The organism is Roseovarius mucosus DSM 17069 (assembly GCF_000768555.3).
Classification (GTDB): domain Bacteria; phylum Pseudomonadota; class Alphaproteobacteria; order Rhodobacterales; family Rhodobacteraceae; genus Roseovarius; species Roseovarius mucosus.
This window is the reverse complement of record NZ_KN293978.2, coordinates 15,569-32,688: the sequence shown is the minus strand read 5'-3', so window position 1 is coordinate 32,688 and position 17,120 is coordinate 15,569. Positions and strand designations below refer to the sequence as shown.

Below are 17,120 nucleotides of genomic sequence, written 5' to 3'. Positions count from 1 at the left end.
TTGGAACGTATTTGAGTGTGAGAATGTATGCGCGGATGCGAGTTTTTGATTGGTCTGGGGGGACTTTGAATTATGGGTGGTTTGCTTTTACTCGGTCTTTTGGCCAGTGTAGGTCTGACGGCATTCGTTATCGACGAATTGGATGACGACAACGATGATGACAGCATTACCGGGACAGCCGGTGATGACTCCGTTGATGGAACGTCAGGCGCGGACGATATATTGGCACGTGGTGGTGACGATATCGTGTCGGCGGCCGGGGGAAATGACCTCGTTCAAGGAGGCACCGGAACTGACCTCATTCTTGGCGGCAGTGGCGCTGATACGCTCGAGGGCGACGGCGGGGATGATGTTCTGATTGGAGGCACCGGGAACGACGTTCTTGAAGGCGGCGTTGGCGATGATGTGCTCGTTGGGATCGACCGCGGCCTGAGCAGCCAGACCACCGGCGAATTGGACGATTTACTGCAACGCGGTCTGATCGGTGATGCCTCGTTTCCTGACGAAGGCGAGGATCGACACGGCTCCGATACCCTGCTTGGCGGCGACGGAGAGGATGCGCTCTTTCTCGGTGGCGGCGATGTTGGCACCGGCGGCGCAGCAGAAGACAGCTTCATCATCGGTGACTGGATCGAAGCTGGAAGCGTGGCCACAATCACCGACTATGACCCTGCCGCTGATTTTCTGGAATACAGCTATGTGAACACAGGAACAGCGCCCCAAGTCAGTGTGACACCGGATGACGACGGCAACGCCTTGCTGAGTGTCGATGGCGAGGTGGTTGCGATCGTCACCGGTGCAGGCTCGACTTTGACCGCTTCGGCAGTGACCCTCGTCGAGAGAGCAGGCGATGACACATCCGATACCGGGCTTAACATCATAACGGGCACAAGCGAGGCCGATCTCATCGACGGACGGAACGTTGGCGATGAGATTTCCGGCCAAGAGGGCAACGATGTGATCGCAGCTGCGGGCGGGCGTGACGTGGTTTTTGCCGGGGATGGAAATGATATCGTTTCTGGTGGAAATGCTGCGGATGTCGTCTGGGGCGGTGTTGGCAATGACGTGGTCATCGGCGGTGCTGGCGGCGATTCCCTCCAGGGCAATGCCGGTGATGACCTTGTTCTCGGGCTCGACATTCCGCTTGGGTCCGGCAGCGCCACAGACATCGCAGCGCTCAACCTCGATCCTGCATCACCTGCAGCGATCCTTGAAGGTCTGGCAAGAACCCCGGCTGACGAGCTCAGCGGCGATGACACCCTCTTGGGCGGCAGCGGCAACGATGTGCTGGTGATTGGCGGCGACGATACCGCGACCGGCGGACCCGGGGATGACAGCTTCTGGCTTGGGGAATGGATCGGCGGTGTGAACACGGCCACGATCACGGATTATGACCCTGCTGCGGATCAGATCGTCTATTACCACAGCCCCCTAGCTGTTGGGCAAACGCCCCCTGTGATCACCCTATCCACCAACGCGGCCGGAGACGCGATCATTCTTGCAGATGGCGTGGCCGTGGCCGAGGTCGCGGGTGCGGGCAGCACCCTGACAGTCGCCGAGATTGTGCTGGTCGAACGTGCGACCGCGCTCAATGAAATCACAGGCAGCGGCGCCAACGATCTGATCACCGGGCGCTCGATCGGCGATGAAATCAGCGCATTGGACGGCGATGACGTGGTCGGCGCGCGTGGCGGCGATGATCAGGTTTTCGGGGGCGGCGGCAATGACGTTCTCGACGGGGGCACCGGCTCGGACAGCGTTTGGGGCGAGGCCGGAGATGACGTCGTGATCGGAGGTGCTTTGCGCGATGTACTGTTCGGCAGTTCGGGCAATGACCTGATTGTTGGGGTTGATATCGAGATTGGATCAGGCAGTGCCGCAGACATCGCGGCGCAGGGTCTCGACCCTGCCGCACCGCGTGCCCTGCTCGATGACATTGCGCGTAGCCCTGCAGAAGAGACAAGCGGCGACGACAGTCTGTTCGGTGGCAGTGAAAACGACGTGCTTATCATCGGCGGGGACGATACGGCCACGGGCGGCGTGGGCGAAGATCAGTTCTGGCTAGGTGAATGGGGAAGCGGTGCTGATGTAGCCACGATCACCGATTTCGACCGGGCCGATGATCAGATCGCTTATGTCTACACGGCCGCCACTGCCGATGCGGTACCGCCGGTTATCACCCTCACGACCAGCGCAGCCGGGGATGTCACCGTTCTGGCGGATGGGATCGCGGTGGCCCGAGTGCTGGGCGCAGGCACAACGCTGACCGCTGCCGATGTCGCGCTTATCGCGCGCGCACCGGCCGCCGCCGCATAACAGGGTCAGCGCCCCTCGAAACTCGGGGGGCGTTTTTCCAGAAAGGCCACCACGCCCTCCTTGAAATCGCGGCTTTGTCCGCAAGCGCCCTGCAATTTGGCCTCTAGATCCAATTGCGCCTCAAGCGTGTTGTCCCATGTGCCACGGATCGCCTGTTTGATCGCCCCATAGGTTTGCGTGGGCCCCGTAGCCAGTTTTGCCGCCCGCGCCCGCCAATGGGCATCGAACGCATCATCGGCCACCGCCTCCCAGATCATACCCCAATCGCTGGCCTGCCGGGCGGAAATCGGTTCAGCAAAGAGTGCCGCCCCCATCGCCTTGGCCATGCCCATCTGACGCGGCAGCGCATAGGTGCCGCCCGCATCGGGAATGAGGCCAATTCGAGCAAAGGCCTGGAGGAAATAGGCGCTCTCCGTCGCAATCACCACATCCGCAGACAGCGCCAGGTTGGCCCCTGCCCCCGCCGCAGGCCCATTGACGGCGCTGACGGTGGGCACCGGGCAATCGGTGATGGCCTGCAACATCGGCACATATTCCTCGCGCAGCACCCGTTCGAGATCGAGCGTCGTGGCATTGCCCCCATCGCTCAGATCCTGCCCCGAGCAGAACGCCTTGCCCTTACCCGTCAGAACCACGACCCGCGCCACGCGCCCCACATGGATCATCGCATCGGTGATTTCGGCCCGCATTTGAGTGTTGAGCGCGTTCATCTTGTCGGCGCGGTTAAGGCTGAGGAGCGCAACGCCGTCGCTGATGTCTAGCGTGATGGTTTGATAGTCTTTCACGGATTCGGGCCTTTCGGTCTGGTTTTCGGCATCAAACCCCAGACCACCCCCCGCGCCAAGCGAAACCGCGCGTCAGTCCTTGAGGATTTCGCGCAGACGGTTTTCCTCGGCCTCGCTCAACCGGGCAACTTCGGTCTCTGGCGTGCGTGCCCGGCCGCGCAGATAAACTGCGCCGATCAAAAGGCCAGCCCCCAACATGAGTGGTCCCGCCCACCACAAGAGCATATTGGCGCCGCCCGAACGCGGCTTGAGCAGGACATATTCACCATAGCGCGCCACGATGAATTCGACCGCCTCTTCGTTGGTATCCCCTGCCACCAGACGCTCACGCACCAAAAGCCGCAGATCGCGGGCCAATTCCGCGTTGGAATCGTCAATGCTCTCATTCCGGCAGACCAAACAGCGCAAGCCCGAGGAAATATCCCGCGCCCGCGCCTCAAGCGCAGGATCATCCAGGATTTCATCAGGCTGGACCGCAAACACCGGCGCAGCGATCACGCAGAGCGCAAGGATCAGACGTTTCATTCCGCAGGCACCCCGTGCGGTACCTTGCGCGCCCCGGCGGCCACGCGGTAACGCCGATCGCTGAGTGACAGAACCCCGCCAAGCGCCATCAGGATAGAGCCACCCCAGATCCAATTCGCCAGCGGTTTGTAATAGCTGCGCACCGCCCAGCCTCCGCCGATCTGCGGATCGCCGATCACAACATAGATATCACGCAGGAAGCCATTATCGAGCGCGGCCTCTGTCGTGGGCATCTGCGCCACGGGATATTCGCGCTTTTCTGGTGTCATGATCGAAATCTCGCGCCCGTCCTTGGACAGCGTGAAGGTCGACATGGTTGCAAAATAATTGGGTCCTTGCTCGTCGTGAACCTCGTCGAGGCGCAGGGTGTAGCCTGCGATGTCGAACTGCTCACCGATCTTGAGGATGCGAATATCCTCTTGTTGCCAGGCCATCATCGCCGCAATGCCGGCCATGGTCACGCCCAGACCGCCATGTGCCACCGCCTTGCCCCAATCGGCGCGCGGCAACCGTGTCAGGCGGGCAAACCGCCCGGCGCCACGCCCGGTGCGCGACCAAAGATCGACAGCAGCCCCGCCGATCAACCATGCCGCCAGAAAGAGCCCCACGGGCCCAAGCGCCGAGCGGCCGGTCTGCATCGCCCAAGCCAGAGCGCCAATTGCAACGGCGAGCGCAAAGACAGGTGCCAATTGCCGGATGATCCGGCCCAAAGTGGCGCGCTTCCATGGCAGCATCGCGCCCACCGGCAGGATAAGGCCAAGCGCCACCATGAAGGGCGTGAAGGCCGCGTTGAAAAACGGCTCGCCCACCGAAAGCTTGCGATCAAACAGCATTTCGGCGATGAGCGGCCAGATCGTGCCGATAAAGACCACGAAACAAGCCACCGCCAGCAAGAGATTATTGAGCACCAGAACGGATTCGCGGCTGACAAGGCTGAACACGCCCTTGGCCTGCATCACGCCGGCACGTGCGGCAAAGAGCGTGAGCGCGCCCGCCATGAACACCGCGAGGATGGCGAGAAGGAACACACCGCGCTCAGGGTCCGTGGCAAAGGCATGCACGCTCGTCAGCACACCGGAGCGGGTGATGAACGCGCCCACCATGGAAAAGCCGAAGGCGATAATCGCCAAAAGAATAGTCCAGCTTTTCAGGCTCTCGCGCTTTTCCACGACAATCGCGGAATGCAAGAGGGCGGCGGCAATCAGCCATGGCATGAAGCTTGCGTTCTCAACCGGGTCCCAGAACCAGAAGCCGCCCCAACCCAATTCGTAATAGGCCCACCAAGAGCCAAGACCGATACCGATGGTCAGGAAAATCCACGCCGCCAACGTATAGGGCCGCACCCACCGCCCCCAGGCGGCATCCACGCGCCCTTCTATCAGCGCCGCCACGGCAAAGGAGAAGGTCATCGAAAGACCGACATAGCCGAGATAGAGGAATGGCGGATGAAACGCCAAACCGGGGTCCTGCAAGAGCGGGTTCAGGTCCTGCCCGTTGAAGGGCGGCACCGCCATGCGCAAAAACGGGTTGGAGGTAAGCAGGATAAAGGCAAAGAACGCCACCCCTACCATGGCCTGCACGCTTAAAACACGCGCGCGCAGTGAAGGCGGCAGATTGGAGCCGAACCACGCCACCGCCGCACCAAAGAGCGTGACAATGAGCACCCACAAGAGCATCGAGCCTTCGTGATTGCCCCAAACGCCTGTGACCTTGTAGAGCATCGGCTTGTCCGTGTGGCTGTTGAGCACCACCAGACGCAGCGAGAAATCCGAGGTGACAAAGGCCCATGTCAGCGCGGCAAAGGCCACAGCCGTCAATAAAAATTGGATCGTGGCCGCCGGTTCGGCAAGCGCCATCCAACCCGGCCAGCGTTTATAGGCACCTATCAGGGGAATAGTGGCCTGAACGCAGGCCACCAGAAAGGCGAGGATGAGGGCGAAGTGACCGAGTTCTGTAATCATGTCCTGAATATAGGACAGGACTACGCCCCGGCCAATCGCAATCGTCACGGCGTGCGGTTCACATTGTCGCGGGGCTCAACCACGCCGCCGCCACTCTGCCAACGCAGGATTGTCCGTTGGGGTTAGCGCGCTCAGCGCGACCTGCGCATCATTGCTGCTATCGGCCACTCCGGGGCTGGTTGGACGCAAGCTGCGCAAGCTCTGGATGCTCTGTGCCACCTGCGGGGCGCGGGCAATGGTGCTGGCAATCGCGCGTTGAAACTGTTGCCCCTTGGCCTGATAGCGCGCGCCGAAATAGAAACTGACAATCGCCCCCAACAGCCACCAGAGCGGCTCGGGCACAAGCGCCAGTCCCGCCATGCGTTCGCCGAACCATAGGGGATCAACCATCGCCGCGACGAAAAGACCAATCGTGCCAAGTGCCATCGCCGGGCGCGGAATGCGGTTCAACCCGTCGATGATCCGGTCGAACAGCCCCCGATTCTCCAGACGAAACTCGCCCGCCATCTGCTCCAGCGCCGCGCGCTGCGTCTCGACACTGCGCTGATCGGCGGCCTCGGCATTGACGCGGAAAACCTCGGCGGTTTCGCGCACCATATTGGCACCGCTGCCGAAAAGCGCCCGTAGAATGTCCATCACCATGCGCTGATCCTCGCTTTGAATTCTGCCTCTGAGAGATGAAAGCGCGGCGAGATGAACTCTTCCGCACGTTTGATCCAGCCGCCCTTACCGCCTGCGCGGCTGCGTGCGAATTTTCTGCTGGAGGGGCGAGCATCTGCGAGGCTCAGGTAATAATTGCGCCGCGCGATTCCGTAGGCATCTGCAATGTGATCTGGCGCGGCCTTGGCCGCCGCCTCTGCCGCGGCGACGGTCCGCGGGCCAATGAGGCCATCCACTTCGATTCCCTGCCCCATCTCGCGCAGCAGCCGTTGCAAGATCTTGACCGCGTTGGTCCCCGCGTTGACATACATGTCGAACACACTCGGTTGCAGGCGTTCCGGCAGGCGCGCAATACCGGGACGCTCGTAGTAATGGCCGAGAAACAGCGTGACCGCCTGACCGCGCGTGAGCGCCCGCACATCCAGCGCATCGACAACCCCATCGCGCGTCAAATCCATGCCCAAACGGCGCATCGTATGGATCGTCACGCCAAAATTGGTGGCCCCGCCGGGGTCGTCGGGGTCATCCACATAACCGCCCTCACGGGCGATAATCTCACTTGCAAGCTCTGCTATGTCTCTCATCAGCCCCACCTGTTGCCAATTGCTGGCAAGAGGCTGAGGCCGATGGGTTAACGGTGGCCTTAGCTACCGTCCGGTTCCTTGTAGACGCCTTGCGCCTTGAGCGCGTCCACCACTTCCTTGGGCATATAGGTCTCGTCATGTTTGGCGAGGATTTCGGTAGCGACAAATATCCCGTCACGATAGCTGCCGGTGCCGACCATACCCTGATTTTCTTCAAAGAGATCAGGCAGAACACCCTTGTAGGTCACCGCCACCACACCGTTACCATCGGTCACATTGAACCGGATGGTCTCACTCTCGCCGCGCTTGAGACTGCCTTCTTCCACCAACCCGCCGATACGGAAGACCTCCGAGGGGCTGGGCGGCTCGGCCAAGACCTGCGTCGGCGAACGGAAAAAGTTGATCCCGTCGCGCATTCCGTAGCCAATGAGACCGGTCGCCATGACCAAGGCCACGGCGGCAATCGCAATGATCTGAACGCGGCGCTTTTTCTTGAGCGATTTCATCGGTGTAGTCCCTTTTACGGAAACACGGGGGCCAGCATCAACCCCGTCGTCTCAGGCTCAGATAACATCAGGTTGGCGTTTTGCAACGCTTGCCCGCTGCTACCTTTTGTCAGGTTATCAAGAGCCGCCACAACGATTGTGCGGCCGGCACGCCGGTCCGCCACCACGCCGATATGACAGAAATTGCTGCCGCGAATGTGGCGCGTGCTGGGGGTCTCGCCCATCGGCAGAACCACGATGAAGGGCTCGTCCGCATAGGCCGCCGCCAGCGTCGCATGGATTTCCGCCGCCTCGCCCCGGACATAGCCGGTGGCCAAAATCCCGCGATTGGCAGGAATGAGATGCGGGGTGAACTGGATTTCGACAGGGCGCCCGGCCAGCATGGAAAACTCCTGATCGAACTCGCCCAAGTGCCGATGCGTGCCGCCGACCGAATAAGCGTGATAGCCCTCGCTCAACTCCGCATGGAGCAGGTTCTCCTTGAGACTGCGCCCCGCCCCGGACACGCCGCATTTGAGGTCGAGGATGATTTCATCCAGATCAATGACCCCGGCCGCAATCAGCGGGCGCAGGATATATTGCCCCGTGGCCGCATTACAGCCGGTTCCCGCCACCAGCCGCGCCGTCCGAATATCCTCGCGGTAAAATTCGGTGAGGCCATAGACCGCCTCTTTCTGCACCTCGGGCGCAGCATGGGGATTGCCATACCATTTCCGATAGGCATCTGGATCGCGCAGCCGGAAATCCGCCGACAGGTCCACGATCTTGAGATCACGCGGCAGCGCCGCGATCACCTCTTGGCTGGTCTTGTGCGGCAGCGCGCAAAAACAGAGGTCAATGCCAGAGAAATCAATCTCTTCGATGGTGACAAGATCGGGCAAATCGAGATGCCGCAAATGCGGAAATACTTGGCCCATGCTCTGCCCCGCCTTGGAATTGGCCGCAAGCGCGCTGATCTGCATGCCGGGATGGGTGGCAATAAGCCGGACAAGCTCTGCCCCGGTATAGCCCGAGGCGCCCAGGATGGCGATTTTATGGGTCATCGCGACCTCACTTTCAGATGGATTAAGGATATTAGAATTCCGGCACCGCCGCAATGCGGCGCGATGCCCATGGCCTGCGCGTCAAGCCGCCACAAACGTTATCTCTCGTCGCAAGAACTGCGTGGCCCGCGAGGAAACCCGCTTGGGATCACCAGTGGTCAGGAACGCAGCCTCGGTGCCCGACCCGATCTTGTCCGGGTGGCGCCCGAGATAATCGGCAAGGCTCGACGCCACCAGATTGGGCTGTGAATAGACCGCCACATCGGGGCCGAGCGCGTCCTGAAATACCTCTTGCACCAGCGGATAATGGGTGCAGCCCAAAACCGCCGCCTCGGGATGCGGCATCTTGCGCTTGAGCGCATCGACATGGCTGCGCACCAAGGCCTCAGCCAGGATCATATCGCCATCCTCGATGGCATCGACCACACCGCCACAGGCCTGCGCCTCGACATCGACGCCAATCGCGCGAAATGCCAATTCGCGCTGAAATGCGCGGCTGCGCACGGTCGCCGGCGTGGCAAAGAGCGCCACATTCTTGACCGCCACCTCGCGGGGCGGAGAGTTGTCGCCCCATTGCCGCTCTGTCAGAGCCTCGATCAACGGCACGAAAACGCCCAATACGCGCTTGTCACGCGGCACCCAGGATTCCTGCATGCGCCGCAGCGCCGCTGCCGACGCGGTGTTGCAAGCGAGGATCACGAGATCACAGCCCGCCGCAAAGAGGCGATCCACCGACGTGGTGGTCAAGTCATAAATGTCATCGGCATCGCGCACGCCGTAGGGCGCGTGGGCGTTATCGCCGAGATAGACAAAAGGAACGTCCGGCAAGCGTTTGCTCACCGCATCCCACACCGTCAGACCACCCAGCCCGCTGTCGAAAATCCCTACCGCCATGTCCCACGTCCAGTGCCGTTACTCGAATTCGAACCCGATTTCAGAGGCGACAATCGGGCTTGGGGACAATTCATAGGTCTTGGCGCGCAGGAACGCCATGAGGGATTTCGTATCACCCGCATATTGTGCCAACGTGCTGCGCGGGATGGGGTCGCCCACGACGACGCGCACGGGCGTATCCACGCGCTTGCGGAATTCCTTGATCAAGAGGCCCATGCGCAGCGTCACATGCAGATGGCTGGCCAGCTGAAAGAGGCGGCTGGTATGCCCATCGAAATAAACCGGCACCACGGACGCCTGCGATTTGGCGATCATCTTGGCGGTAAAGCCGCGCCAACCGGGGTCCATCGGGCGCGAAAAGGGTTTGGCCGCCGTGCTGACCGTGCCGCCCGGAAAAATACCGATCGCACCGCCCTGCCCCAGATAATCAAGGGCTGTCTTGCGCGTGGCGAGATTGAGTGCGACGGCTTCCTTGGTTTCATCAAAACTGATCGGCAGAATGACCTTGTTCAGATCCTCGGCCTTGCGGAAAATCTGATGCGCCAGAATGCGGAAATCGCCGCGCGTCTGGCTCAGGATATGGCCCATCATCAACCCGTCAAGAATGCCATACGGGTGATTGGCAATCAGAACCAAAGGACCCTCTTTCGGGATATTCGACAGGCTACCGCCCACCACGTCCAGCGTGAGGCCATAGCGCTCGACAATCACTTCCCAAAAATCACGGCCACGTGACACCTCGGTCTCATAGCCCGCCGCGCGCTTGATCAGCGAAATCCGCCCCGTGAGGTTTTCCATCGTGCGGATCATCGCCCGCCCGCCCTTGGTCTGGGCAGAATAGGAATAGGAAATGTCACGGGCGATCTGGCGATCTGTGCGCATGGGCGATCCTCGGCTGAGTCGCGTCTCGTTAAAATTATGCGACAGATGTGACCAGATCACGTGACAGTTTCGTGACGCCTATTCCGCCGCCTGTGCCATTTCCGCCCCACCCGACCGGATCACTGCAAGCAGTTCTGAGCGCCGGGTCGCAGCTTTGGCGGCGTTGGCCTCTTTGACCGGGCCAAACCCCCGGATCGACAGCGGCAAGAGCGCCAGTGCGATGATCGCGTCGCGGGTGCGGTCATTGAGCATCGGCAGAACTTCGGTCATGTCCCGCTCATAATCCTTGATCAGCGCCCGCTCCATTTTCCGCTCGGCGGTGCGGCCAAAAGGATCGAGCGGCGTGCCGCGCAGCACCTTGAGCCGCGCCAAGAGACCAAACGCACGCAGGATACCGGGGCCGAATTCACGTTTCCTGGGTCGCCCATCGCTACCCATTTTGGACAGCATCGGCGGCGCGAGATGGAATTTCAGTGTGAAATCGCCGTCAAACTCGGCCCGCGCCTTTTCTGCCGTTTCCAGATGCAGACGGGCGACCTCGTATTCGTCCTTGTAGGCCAAGAGCTTGTGATAGCCCTGCGCCACCGCGTCCTTGACGCCTTCGTCGGTAATCTTGTCGAGCATACGGCCATAACGCTTGACCAGCCGCTTGCCTTGGTAGGCGGTCAGATGCGTTTCACGATAGGCGATGCGCTCGGCCAAAGTTTTCGGCTTCGCAACCACCTTGGGCGTCAACAGTTTCTCGACCTCAGCCGGATAGAGCGCCGCCCAACGGCCCACCTCGAACGCCCTCAGATTGGCATCCACCGCCGCCCCGTTGAGGCGAATGGCCTCTGCAATCGCCTCATGGCTGAGCGGGATCAGCCCCCGCTGCCACGCCGCGCCAAAGATCATCATGTTGGAATAGATCGAATCGCCCATCACGGTCTTGGCCAGATCAGAGGCATCGAACATCTGCACCCCCTCGCGCAACCGCGCCTCGAGCGCCAGACGCAGCCGGTCTGCGGGAAGGGTGAATTCGGTGTTGCGGGTGAAATCGCCTGTGATGATCTCGTGGCTGTTGACAACCGCCCCGGTACGCCCCTGACGTGTGAGGCCCAGCGTCTTGGCCCCGGCACTGACCACCAGATCGCCGCCGATCAGCGCATCACATTCGCCCGTTGCCACGCGAATGGCGCTGATATCGTCGGGATTCTCGGCCAGACGGCAATGGATATGCACCGCGCCGCCCTTTTGTGCGAGACCGGCCATCTCCATCATGCCAGCCCCCTTGCCATCAATCTGCGCCGCCTGCGCCATCACCGCCCCGATGGTGACAACCCCGGTGCCACCCACCCCGGTGATGACCACATTGTAAGTGCCGTCAATCGCCGGAAGTGCGGGCGCGGGCATGTCTGGCAGAGTCAGATCGGCAGTGCTGTCCTTGCGGACCTTCGTGCCTTCCAGCGTGACAAAGGACGGGCAAAAGCCTTTGAGACAAGAGAAATCCTTGTTGCAACTGGATTGATCAATCGCCCGTTTGCGGCCCAGTTCGGTTTCCACCGGCACGATAGAGACGCAATTGGATTGCACCCCGCAATCGCCGCAGCCCTCGCAGACGTCCGTATTGATGAACACGCGCCGATCCGGATCGGGGAATTTACCCCGCTTGCGGCGGCGGCGTTTTTCTGCCGCGCAGGTCTGAATATAGAGGATCACACTCACCCCGTCGACCTTGGCCAGCCGCTCCTGCACCGCCATCAATTCAGATCGTTCCGAGAATTCAATACCTTGCGGAAAGGACTTAAGGTCCACATCCTCTTTCTCGTCATAGACGACCGCCAGATGTTGCACCCCCATGGCGCGCAATTCGGCGGCAATGCGCGGCGCGTTCAACCCGCCTTCGTTGGGCTGTCCGCCGGTCATCGCGACGGCATCGTTGTAGAGAATTTTATAGGTGATCGTCGTGCCCGAGGCCAAGGCCGCGCGAATGGCCTGCACGCCCGAATGGTTATAGGTGCCGTCGCCAAGGTTCTGGAACACATGCTTGCGCGTGCTGAACGGCGCTTCGCCGATCCAGTTTGCCCCTTCGCCGCCCATATGGGTAAAGCCGGTCGTCTCGCGGTCCATCCACTGCACCATGTAGTGACAGCCGATCCCGGCATAGGCCCGCGCCCCCTCAGGCAGGCGGGTCGAGGTGTTGTGCGGACAGCCCGAGCAGAAATAGGGCAGACGGCTGGTAATCTCGGTGGCGTTGTCGTTGCGACGCGCCTCGCTCAGCGCGTCTAGCCCCGCCTTGATCCGGTCGGTGCCGCGTCCCTCTTCGATCAGGATGGCCCCCAATTTTTCCGCGATCCAGATCGGGTCAAGCGCGCCGCGCGTCGGGAACAACTCCTCTCGGTGCATTCCCCCTGCGCCGCCTTTGTACCAGCCATAAACGCGCCGCCCCCGCCGGTCGTCAAAAATCGCCTCTTTGATTTGCACCTCGATGAGCTTGCGCTTTTCCTCGACCACCACGATCAGCTCGAGCCCTTCGGCCCAATCGTGAAACCCCTGCATGTCGAGCGGAAAGACCTGCCCCACCTTGTAGGTGGTGATGCCCAACCGCTCCGCCTCTGCGGCATCGACCCCCAGAAGGTCGAGCGCATGCACCAGATCAAGCCAGTTCTTGCCCGCCGCGACAAAGCCGATCTTGGCGCCCGGCTTGCCCAAGCCCCGCTTGTCCATGCCATTGGCGCGGGAAAATGCCTCGGCGGCGAAGCGCTTGTAGTCGATCATCCGCGCCTCTTGCGCATGCGGCGTGTCGATCAGGCGAATGTTCAACCCGCCGTCGGGCATCGGGAAATCGGGCGTTACTAGCTGCACGCGGTCCGGGCGGCCATCCACGACCGAGGTCGCCTCAACCGTGTCCTTCATCGTCTTGAGCCCGACCCAGAGCCCGGAAAACCGGCTGAGCGCGTAGCCGTAAATACCGTAATCGAGAATTTCCTGCACGCCCGCCGGGCTGACAACCGGCATATAGGCATCCACGAGCGCCCATTCGCTCTGATGCAGCACGGTCGAGGATTCGCCGGTGTGGTCGTCGCCCATCGCCATCAGCACGCCACCATGTTTGGACGTGCCCGCCATATTGGCATGCCGCATCACATCGCCCGAGCGGTCAACCCCCGGCCCCTTGCCGTACCAGAGACCGAAAACACCGTCATATTTGCCCTCGCCGCGCAATTCCGCCTGTTGCGACCCCCAGAGGGCGGTTGCCGCCAAATCCTCGTTCAAACCCTCTTCGAACCGTACCTGCGCCGCGCGCAGCACCTTTTCCGCGCGCCGCATCTGCTGATCCACTGCTCCAAGAGGTGAACCGCGATAGCCCGTTACATACCCGGCAGTGTTCATCCCCGCCGCCCGATCCCGCGCCGCCTGCATCAGCATCAGCCGCACCAATGCCTGCGTGCCATTGAGCAGGACAGGGGATTTCTCGAGGTCGAAACGGTCGTTCAGCGTTACCTTTTGCGTGGTCATAGCGTGCCTCCCTTGGTTGAGGGCCATGCCTCAATATAGGGCGATATTAGGTCATAATTTATGACCTACCAAGGAGAATTTTGTGAAAATGTCGCAGCTGTCCTATAAGAGATGGATGATTATCTGCTATTACGTTATCGGTGTCGGCTTCATAAGAAAGCGAAAGTTATGGATTGGGACAAGCTCAGAATCTTTCATGCCGTCGCGGATGCGGGCAGTCTCACCCATGCCGGAGAGCAACTGCACCTCTCGCAATCCGCGGTCAGTCGGCAGGTGCGCGCGCTTGAGGAATCACTCAACGCCACGCTTTTCCACCGCCACGCACGCGGGCTGATTCTCACCGAACAGGGGGAATTGCTGTTCGACGCCACCCGCGCGATGATGAAACGTCTCGACGCCGCCACCGCCCGCATTCGCGATAGCGAAGAAGAGGTGTTCGGCGATCTGCGCGTCACCACCACCACTGGATTTGGCACGCTCTGGCTTGCCCCACGCCTTCCCAAACTCTACGAAAAGTATCCCGACCTCAAAATCGACCTCATGCTCGAAGAACGCGTGCTCGACCTGCCCATGCGCGAGGCCGATGTCGCCATTCGCATGAAGGAACCCTCGCAGGCCGACCTCATCCGCAAGCGCCTGATGAGTGTGCATATGTGCCTCTATGCCACCCAAGCCTATCTCGATGCGCGAGGCGAGCCCACCTCGCTTGATGACATGAGCGCGCACCGCCTGATCTGTCAGAACCCGCGCTCGGCACAGGTGGGCGCAGGCGCGATGCTGGTGAATGAGTTGATGACCAATGACATCTCCACACTTTTGACCGTCAACAACTACTTTGGCGTGCTTCAGGGCGTGCTCAATAATCTCGGGATCGGTGTGCTGCCCGATTACCTGACCCGCGATTTTCCACAGCTTGTCCGCGTCCTCCCCGAAGTGCAATCGGTCGAAGTGCCGGTTTTTCTCGCCTATCCTGAGGAGTTGCGCCACTCCAAGCGGATTGCCGCCTTTCGCGACTTTGTGCAGGACGAAATCATATCCTATCGCAAAACGCTTAAGGAACAGGCGGTTAGCTGAGGTTTCGCGCAGATCATGCCCCAGCCATGCGCAAACCGCATAGCGGGCATGATGCACCTGCGGCAATTTTAATCTTGATTGGTCAGAACTGCGCCCTTATTTGCCAATCGTGACGGTGATAGCCGCAAGGCGGTCACCTTCATACCTCCCTGTTGGACTTCGGCCGAGCTTAGTGCTCGGCCTTTTTTTTCGTTCCGCCGCAATTTGAGGCAGACCGCTCAGATCACCGGCAGGGTCGATGCCGCGAAACGGGACAGGCGTTGTGCCCTACCCTCGCGGATCACGATGTTCTCCTCATGCACCATGATCATGCCCGGCGCGAGCTCTAGGCCAGGCTCAAGCGTGATCACCATGCCGGGCTTGAGCACGCTATGATCCTTGTGTGTCAACGACAGACCTTCTGTCAGCTGCATGCCCAGCCCATGCCCCAGACGACCCGAGGTTTCATCGCTGCCCGTGATCCGCGCCATTGCCCGCCAGACGTCAGAGGCTGTCGCGCCTGCGCGCGCCGCCTCTTCCCCGGCCTCCGCCGCCTCGATCAACCGCGCATGGGCAGCGCTCTGCTCTGCCGTGGCATGACCAATCGCGAAATTCCGGTCATAATCGCAGAAATACCCATCCCAAACCGCGCCGGTATCGAGCATGAGCACATCGCCCGTCGAAAGCGGCACCTCCCCCGCAGGCGAGATCACATCGGCATAGCCCATTGGCCCGGCACCCCCCGCGATATAGGGCACCCAATCCGCCCCTTCCTCCAGCAAAAGCCGCTGAAAATTGCGAAAGACCGTGCTGAGCGGCACGCCCGGCTGCGCAATCTCGCCCACACGGTCAAAGGCGCGCCCGGCAATCGCGCAACTATGCGCGATCTTGACGATCTCAGCCTCGGATTTGACGGCACGCAGCCCCGCCACGATCCCGGCATCATCGCGAAACACAAGCGCACTCGCCCGTTTCACCCGCTCGAATTCCGCCAAAGGCATGCGCAAGTGGCTTTCGGGGCCAGAAGGCACACCCACAGGACCGCCAATCTCGCGCAGCGTGTCGGCCAAGAGCGACACGCCATCATCCTCGGGGTCGGGGGCAGCCCAAGTGCGAATGTCCCTTACCCAGGTTCGCCCCATCAAGGGCGCGCCAATCGCAGGGATCACCGCCACCGGATCGCCCATCACAGGCAGGATCAGAAACCACGGGCGGCTCGGGCTTTCCCAGAACCGGGTCAGAAAGCCGGTGAAATAGCGGATTTCCGGCTCTGTCGTCAGCAAGAGCGCGCCAAGCCCTACCTCGGCCATGCCGGATTGTGCCGCACGCAGCCGCGCCTGATACTCCTCCGGCGCGAACCCGCGCCTCATGCTTCGGGCCCTTCACTCAGGATGCACAGCACCCGTGCATCGGCCCCAAGCGCCAAACCCGCCAGCGCCGCCACCCCCGCCGCGCCGGACGGCGTCGTGGCCAGCCCTTGTGCGGCCAATCCCTCCAACACCGCCTCGGCCTCGTCGTCCGTGATCGTCACGAATACATCCGCATCCCGCGCCAAGCCCTTGAGTGCAATGAGCGATGGCACCTTGCAATCAAGCCGCCCCATGTTCGACACCGGCCCGGCTGTCTCAACAGGTCGCCCCGCGCGGATGCTCTCGAAAAGGGCGGGCGCGCGGTCAGGCTCCACCACGATGATCCGGGGCGTCGCGCCCCAGATCTGCCGGAACCATGCCGCACAGGCCCCGGCGAGCCCACCAACACCCGCCTGCAAGAGGATATGGGTGGGCACCTCCGGCATCTGGCGCGCGGCTTCCTCGGCCATCGCAAGATAGCCCTCCATCAACCGATGTGGCAGATCAAAGTAGCCGGGCCAGGAACTATCCGATAGCAGCGTCCAGCCCTGATCCAGCGCCGCACGCCCCGCAGCGACCATGCTGGCCTCGTAATCCGCGCCCTCGCGCACCACCACTGCCCCTTTGCCGCGCAGCCGCGCGGCAAAACTCTCGGGCACGGTTTCTGCCAGATAGATCACCGCCCGCGCCCCAAAGAGCCGCGCCCCGGCCGCCACCGACATGCCGTGATTGCCCGCACTCGCCGTCACATAGGTGCGTCCCGCCAGCGCGCAGGACATATCCGCGGCCCCGGTCTCTGCCGCCTCATGGGCGATCACATAAGCCGCGCCCAACGCCTTGAAACTGCCCAGCCCCATGCGCCCGCGCTCATCCTTGGCCCAGACCTTTGCCGCGAATCCTGCCACAGGCACCAGCGGCGTTTCAGCCGCCGCCGGGCACCGCCCCAACAGCCCGAGCACCGCGTTCGCGTCCACACTCGGCCATGGCGCCCCCGTCAGCACCGCCTCGGGCAAGCCCTTGCCACGCCACGGATTGTCGATCTCGTGCATATCGCCCCCTGTCCC

The 17,120-nt window shown here is 61.6% G+C and carries 14 protein-coding genes; 2 read left to right on the top strand and 12 right to left on the bottom strand.

All coding sequences use genetic code 11. From position 1 onward, the window contains the following. The first annotated feature begins 72 nt into the window (after positions 1-72). Entirely contained in the window at positions 73-2,316 is a 2,244-nt protein-coding gene (locus ROSMUC_RS07185; protein WP_037271148.1) for a beta strand repeat-containing protein, read from the top strand. A gap of 5 nt (positions 2,317-2,321) precedes the next feature. Here ROSMUC_RS07185 and ROSMUC_RS07180 read toward each other — a convergent pair whose 3' ends face one another. The 10 genes from ROSMUC_RS07180 to ROSMUC_RS07135 form a co-directional block, all read right to left on the bottom strand. After that, the gene (locus tag ROSMUC_RS07180; protein WP_037271145.1) at positions 2,322-3,101 is read right to left on the bottom strand and encodes an enoyl-CoA hydratase-related protein; all 780 of its coding nucleotides are present in this window, start codon (positions 3,099-3,101) and stop codon (positions 2,322-2,324) included. A gap of 72 nt (positions 3,102-3,173) precedes the next feature. Beyond that, complete coding sequence (locus ROSMUC_RS07175; protein WP_037271143.1) at positions 3,174-3,626, bottom strand: cytochrome c-type biogenesis protein; 453 nt, start codon at positions 3,624-3,626, stop codon at positions 3,174-3,176. After that, a complete protein-coding gene (locus tag ROSMUC_RS07170; protein WP_037271141.1) occupies positions 3,623-5,587 on the bottom strand; it encodes a heme lyase CcmF/NrfE family subunit in 1,965 nt (654 codons plus the stop codon). The genes ROSMUC_RS07175 and ROSMUC_RS07170 overlap by 4 nt, the downstream gene beginning before the upstream one ends. 75 nt (positions 5,588-5,662) lie before the next feature. After that, the gene (locus ROSMUC_RS07165; RefSeq protein ID WP_037271138.1) at positions 5,663-6,229 is read right to left on the bottom strand and encodes a holin family protein; all 567 of its coding nucleotides are present in this window, start codon (positions 6,227-6,229) and stop codon (positions 5,663-5,665) included. Then, positions 6,223-6,831: a holin-associated N-acetylmuramidase gene (locus ROSMUC_RS07160; RefSeq protein WP_037271136.1), complete on the bottom strand. Its 609-nt coding sequence runs from the start codon at positions 6,829-6,831 to the stop codon at positions 6,223-6,225. The genes ROSMUC_RS07165 and ROSMUC_RS07160 overlap by 7 nt, the downstream gene beginning before the upstream one ends. A 59-nt stretch (positions 6,832-6,890) precedes the next feature. Further along, entirely contained in the window at positions 6,891-7,337 is a 447-nt protein-coding gene (gene ccmE / locus ROSMUC_RS07155) for a cytochrome c maturation protein CcmE (RefSeq protein ID WP_037271133.1), read from the bottom strand. A 14-nt stretch (positions 7,338-7,351) separates the two neighbouring features. Further along, entirely contained in the window at positions 7,352-8,380 is a 1,029-nt protein-coding gene (gene argC, locus ROSMUC_RS07150) for an N-acetyl-gamma-glutamyl-phosphate reductase (RefSeq protein WP_037271131.1), read from the bottom strand. Between the two features lie 81 nt (positions 8,381-8,461). Continuing rightward, positions 8,462-9,274 carry a glutamate racemase gene (locus ROSMUC_RS07145; RefSeq protein WP_037271129.1) on the bottom strand — a complete coding sequence of 271 codons (813 nt, stop codon included), beginning with the start codon at positions 9,272-9,274 and terminating at the stop codon, positions 8,462-8,464. Between the two features lie 18 nt (positions 9,275-9,292). Continuing rightward, on the bottom strand, positions 9,293-10,156 hold the full coding sequence (locus ROSMUC_RS07140; RefSeq protein ID WP_037271126.1) for a lysophospholipid acyltransferase family protein: 864 nt from the start codon (positions 10,154-10,156) through the stop codon (positions 9,293-9,295). 78 nt (positions 10,157-10,234) lie between these two features. Continuing rightward, positions 10,235-13,654: an indolepyruvate ferredoxin oxidoreductase family protein gene (locus ROSMUC_RS07135; RefSeq protein WP_037271125.1), complete on the bottom strand. Its 3,420-nt coding sequence runs from the start codon at positions 13,652-13,654 to the stop codon at positions 10,235-10,237. 168 nt (positions 13,655-13,822) lie between these two features. Here ROSMUC_RS07135 and ROSMUC_RS07130 point away from each other — a divergent pair, with 168 nt between their 5' ends. Beyond that, positions 13,823-14,728 carry a LysR family transcriptional regulator gene (locus ROSMUC_RS07130; RefSeq protein ID WP_037271122.1) on the top strand — a complete coding sequence of 302 codons (906 nt, stop codon included), beginning with the start codon at positions 13,823-13,825 and terminating at the stop codon, positions 14,726-14,728. A gap of 218 nt (positions 14,729-14,946) precedes the next feature. Here ROSMUC_RS07130 and ROSMUC_RS07125 read toward each other — a convergent pair whose 3' ends face one another. Beyond that, complete coding sequence (locus tag ROSMUC_RS07125; RefSeq protein ID WP_037271121.1) at positions 14,947-16,077, bottom strand: M24 family metallopeptidase; 1,131 nt, start codon at positions 16,075-16,077, stop codon at positions 14,947-14,949. Beyond that, complete coding sequence (locus tag ROSMUC_RS07120) at positions 16,074-17,105, bottom strand: pyridoxal-phosphate dependent enzyme (RefSeq protein ID WP_037271120.1); 1,032 nt, start codon at positions 17,103-17,105, stop codon at positions 16,074-16,076. The genes ROSMUC_RS07125 and ROSMUC_RS07120 overlap by 4 nt, the downstream gene beginning before the upstream one ends. Positions 17,106-17,120: the final 15 nt, after the last annotated feature.

What these genes read in the sequence shown, in the direction of transcription:
- ROSMUC_RS07185 (WP_037271148.1), top strand. Translation starts at nt 73, where the DNA reads ATGGGTGGTTTGCTTTTACTCGGTCTTTTGGCCAGTGTAGGTCTGACG.
- ROSMUC_RS07175 (WP_037271143.1), bottom strand. Translation starts at nt 3,626, where the DNA reads ATGAAACGTCTGATCCTTGCGCTCTGCGTGATCGCTGCGCCGGTGTTT.
- ROSMUC_RS07170 (WP_037271141.1), bottom strand. Translation starts at nt 5,587, where the DNA reads ATGATTACAGAACTCGGTCACTTCGCCCTCATCCTCGCCTTTCTGGTG.
- ROSMUC_RS07165 (WP_037271138.1), bottom strand. Translation starts at nt 6,229, where the DNA reads ATGGTGATGGACATTCTACGGGCGCTTTTCGGCAGCGGTGCCAATATG.
- ROSMUC_RS07160 (WP_037271136.1), bottom strand. Translation starts at nt 6,831, where the DNA reads ATGAGAGACATAGCAGAGCTTGCAAGTGAGATTATCGCCCGTGAGGGC.
- ccmE (WP_037271133.1), bottom strand. Translation starts at nt 7,337, where the DNA reads ATGAAATCGCTCAAGAAAAAGCGCCGCGTTCAGATCATTGCGATTGCC.
- argC (WP_037271131.1), bottom strand. Translation starts at nt 8,380, where the DNA reads ATGACCCATAAAATCGCCATCCTGGGCGCCTCGGGCTATACCGGGGCA.
- ROSMUC_RS07145 (WP_037271129.1), bottom strand. Translation starts at nt 9,274, where the DNA reads ATGGCGGTAGGGATTTTCGACAGCGGGCTGGGTGGTCTGACGGTGTGG.
- ROSMUC_RS07140 (WP_037271126.1), bottom strand. Translation starts at nt 10,156, where the DNA reads ATGCGCACAGATCGCCAGATCGCCCGTGACATTTCCTATTCCTATTCT.
- ROSMUC_RS07135 (WP_037271125.1), bottom strand. Translation starts at nt 13,654, where the DNA reads ATGACCACGCAAAAGGTAACGCTGAACGACCGTTTCGACCTCGAGAAA.
- ROSMUC_RS07130 (WP_037271122.1), top strand. Translation starts at nt 13,823, where the DNA reads ATGGATTGGGACAAGCTCAGAATCTTTCATGCCGTCGCGGATGCGGGC.
- ROSMUC_RS07125 (WP_037271121.1), bottom strand. Translation starts at nt 16,077, where the DNA reads ATGAGGCGCGGGTTCGCGCCGGAGGAGTATCAGGCGCGGCTGCGTGCG.
- ROSMUC_RS07120 (WP_037271120.1), bottom strand. Translation starts at nt 17,105, where the DNA reads ATGCACGAGATCGACAATCCGTGGCGTGGCAAGGGCTTGCCCGAGGCG.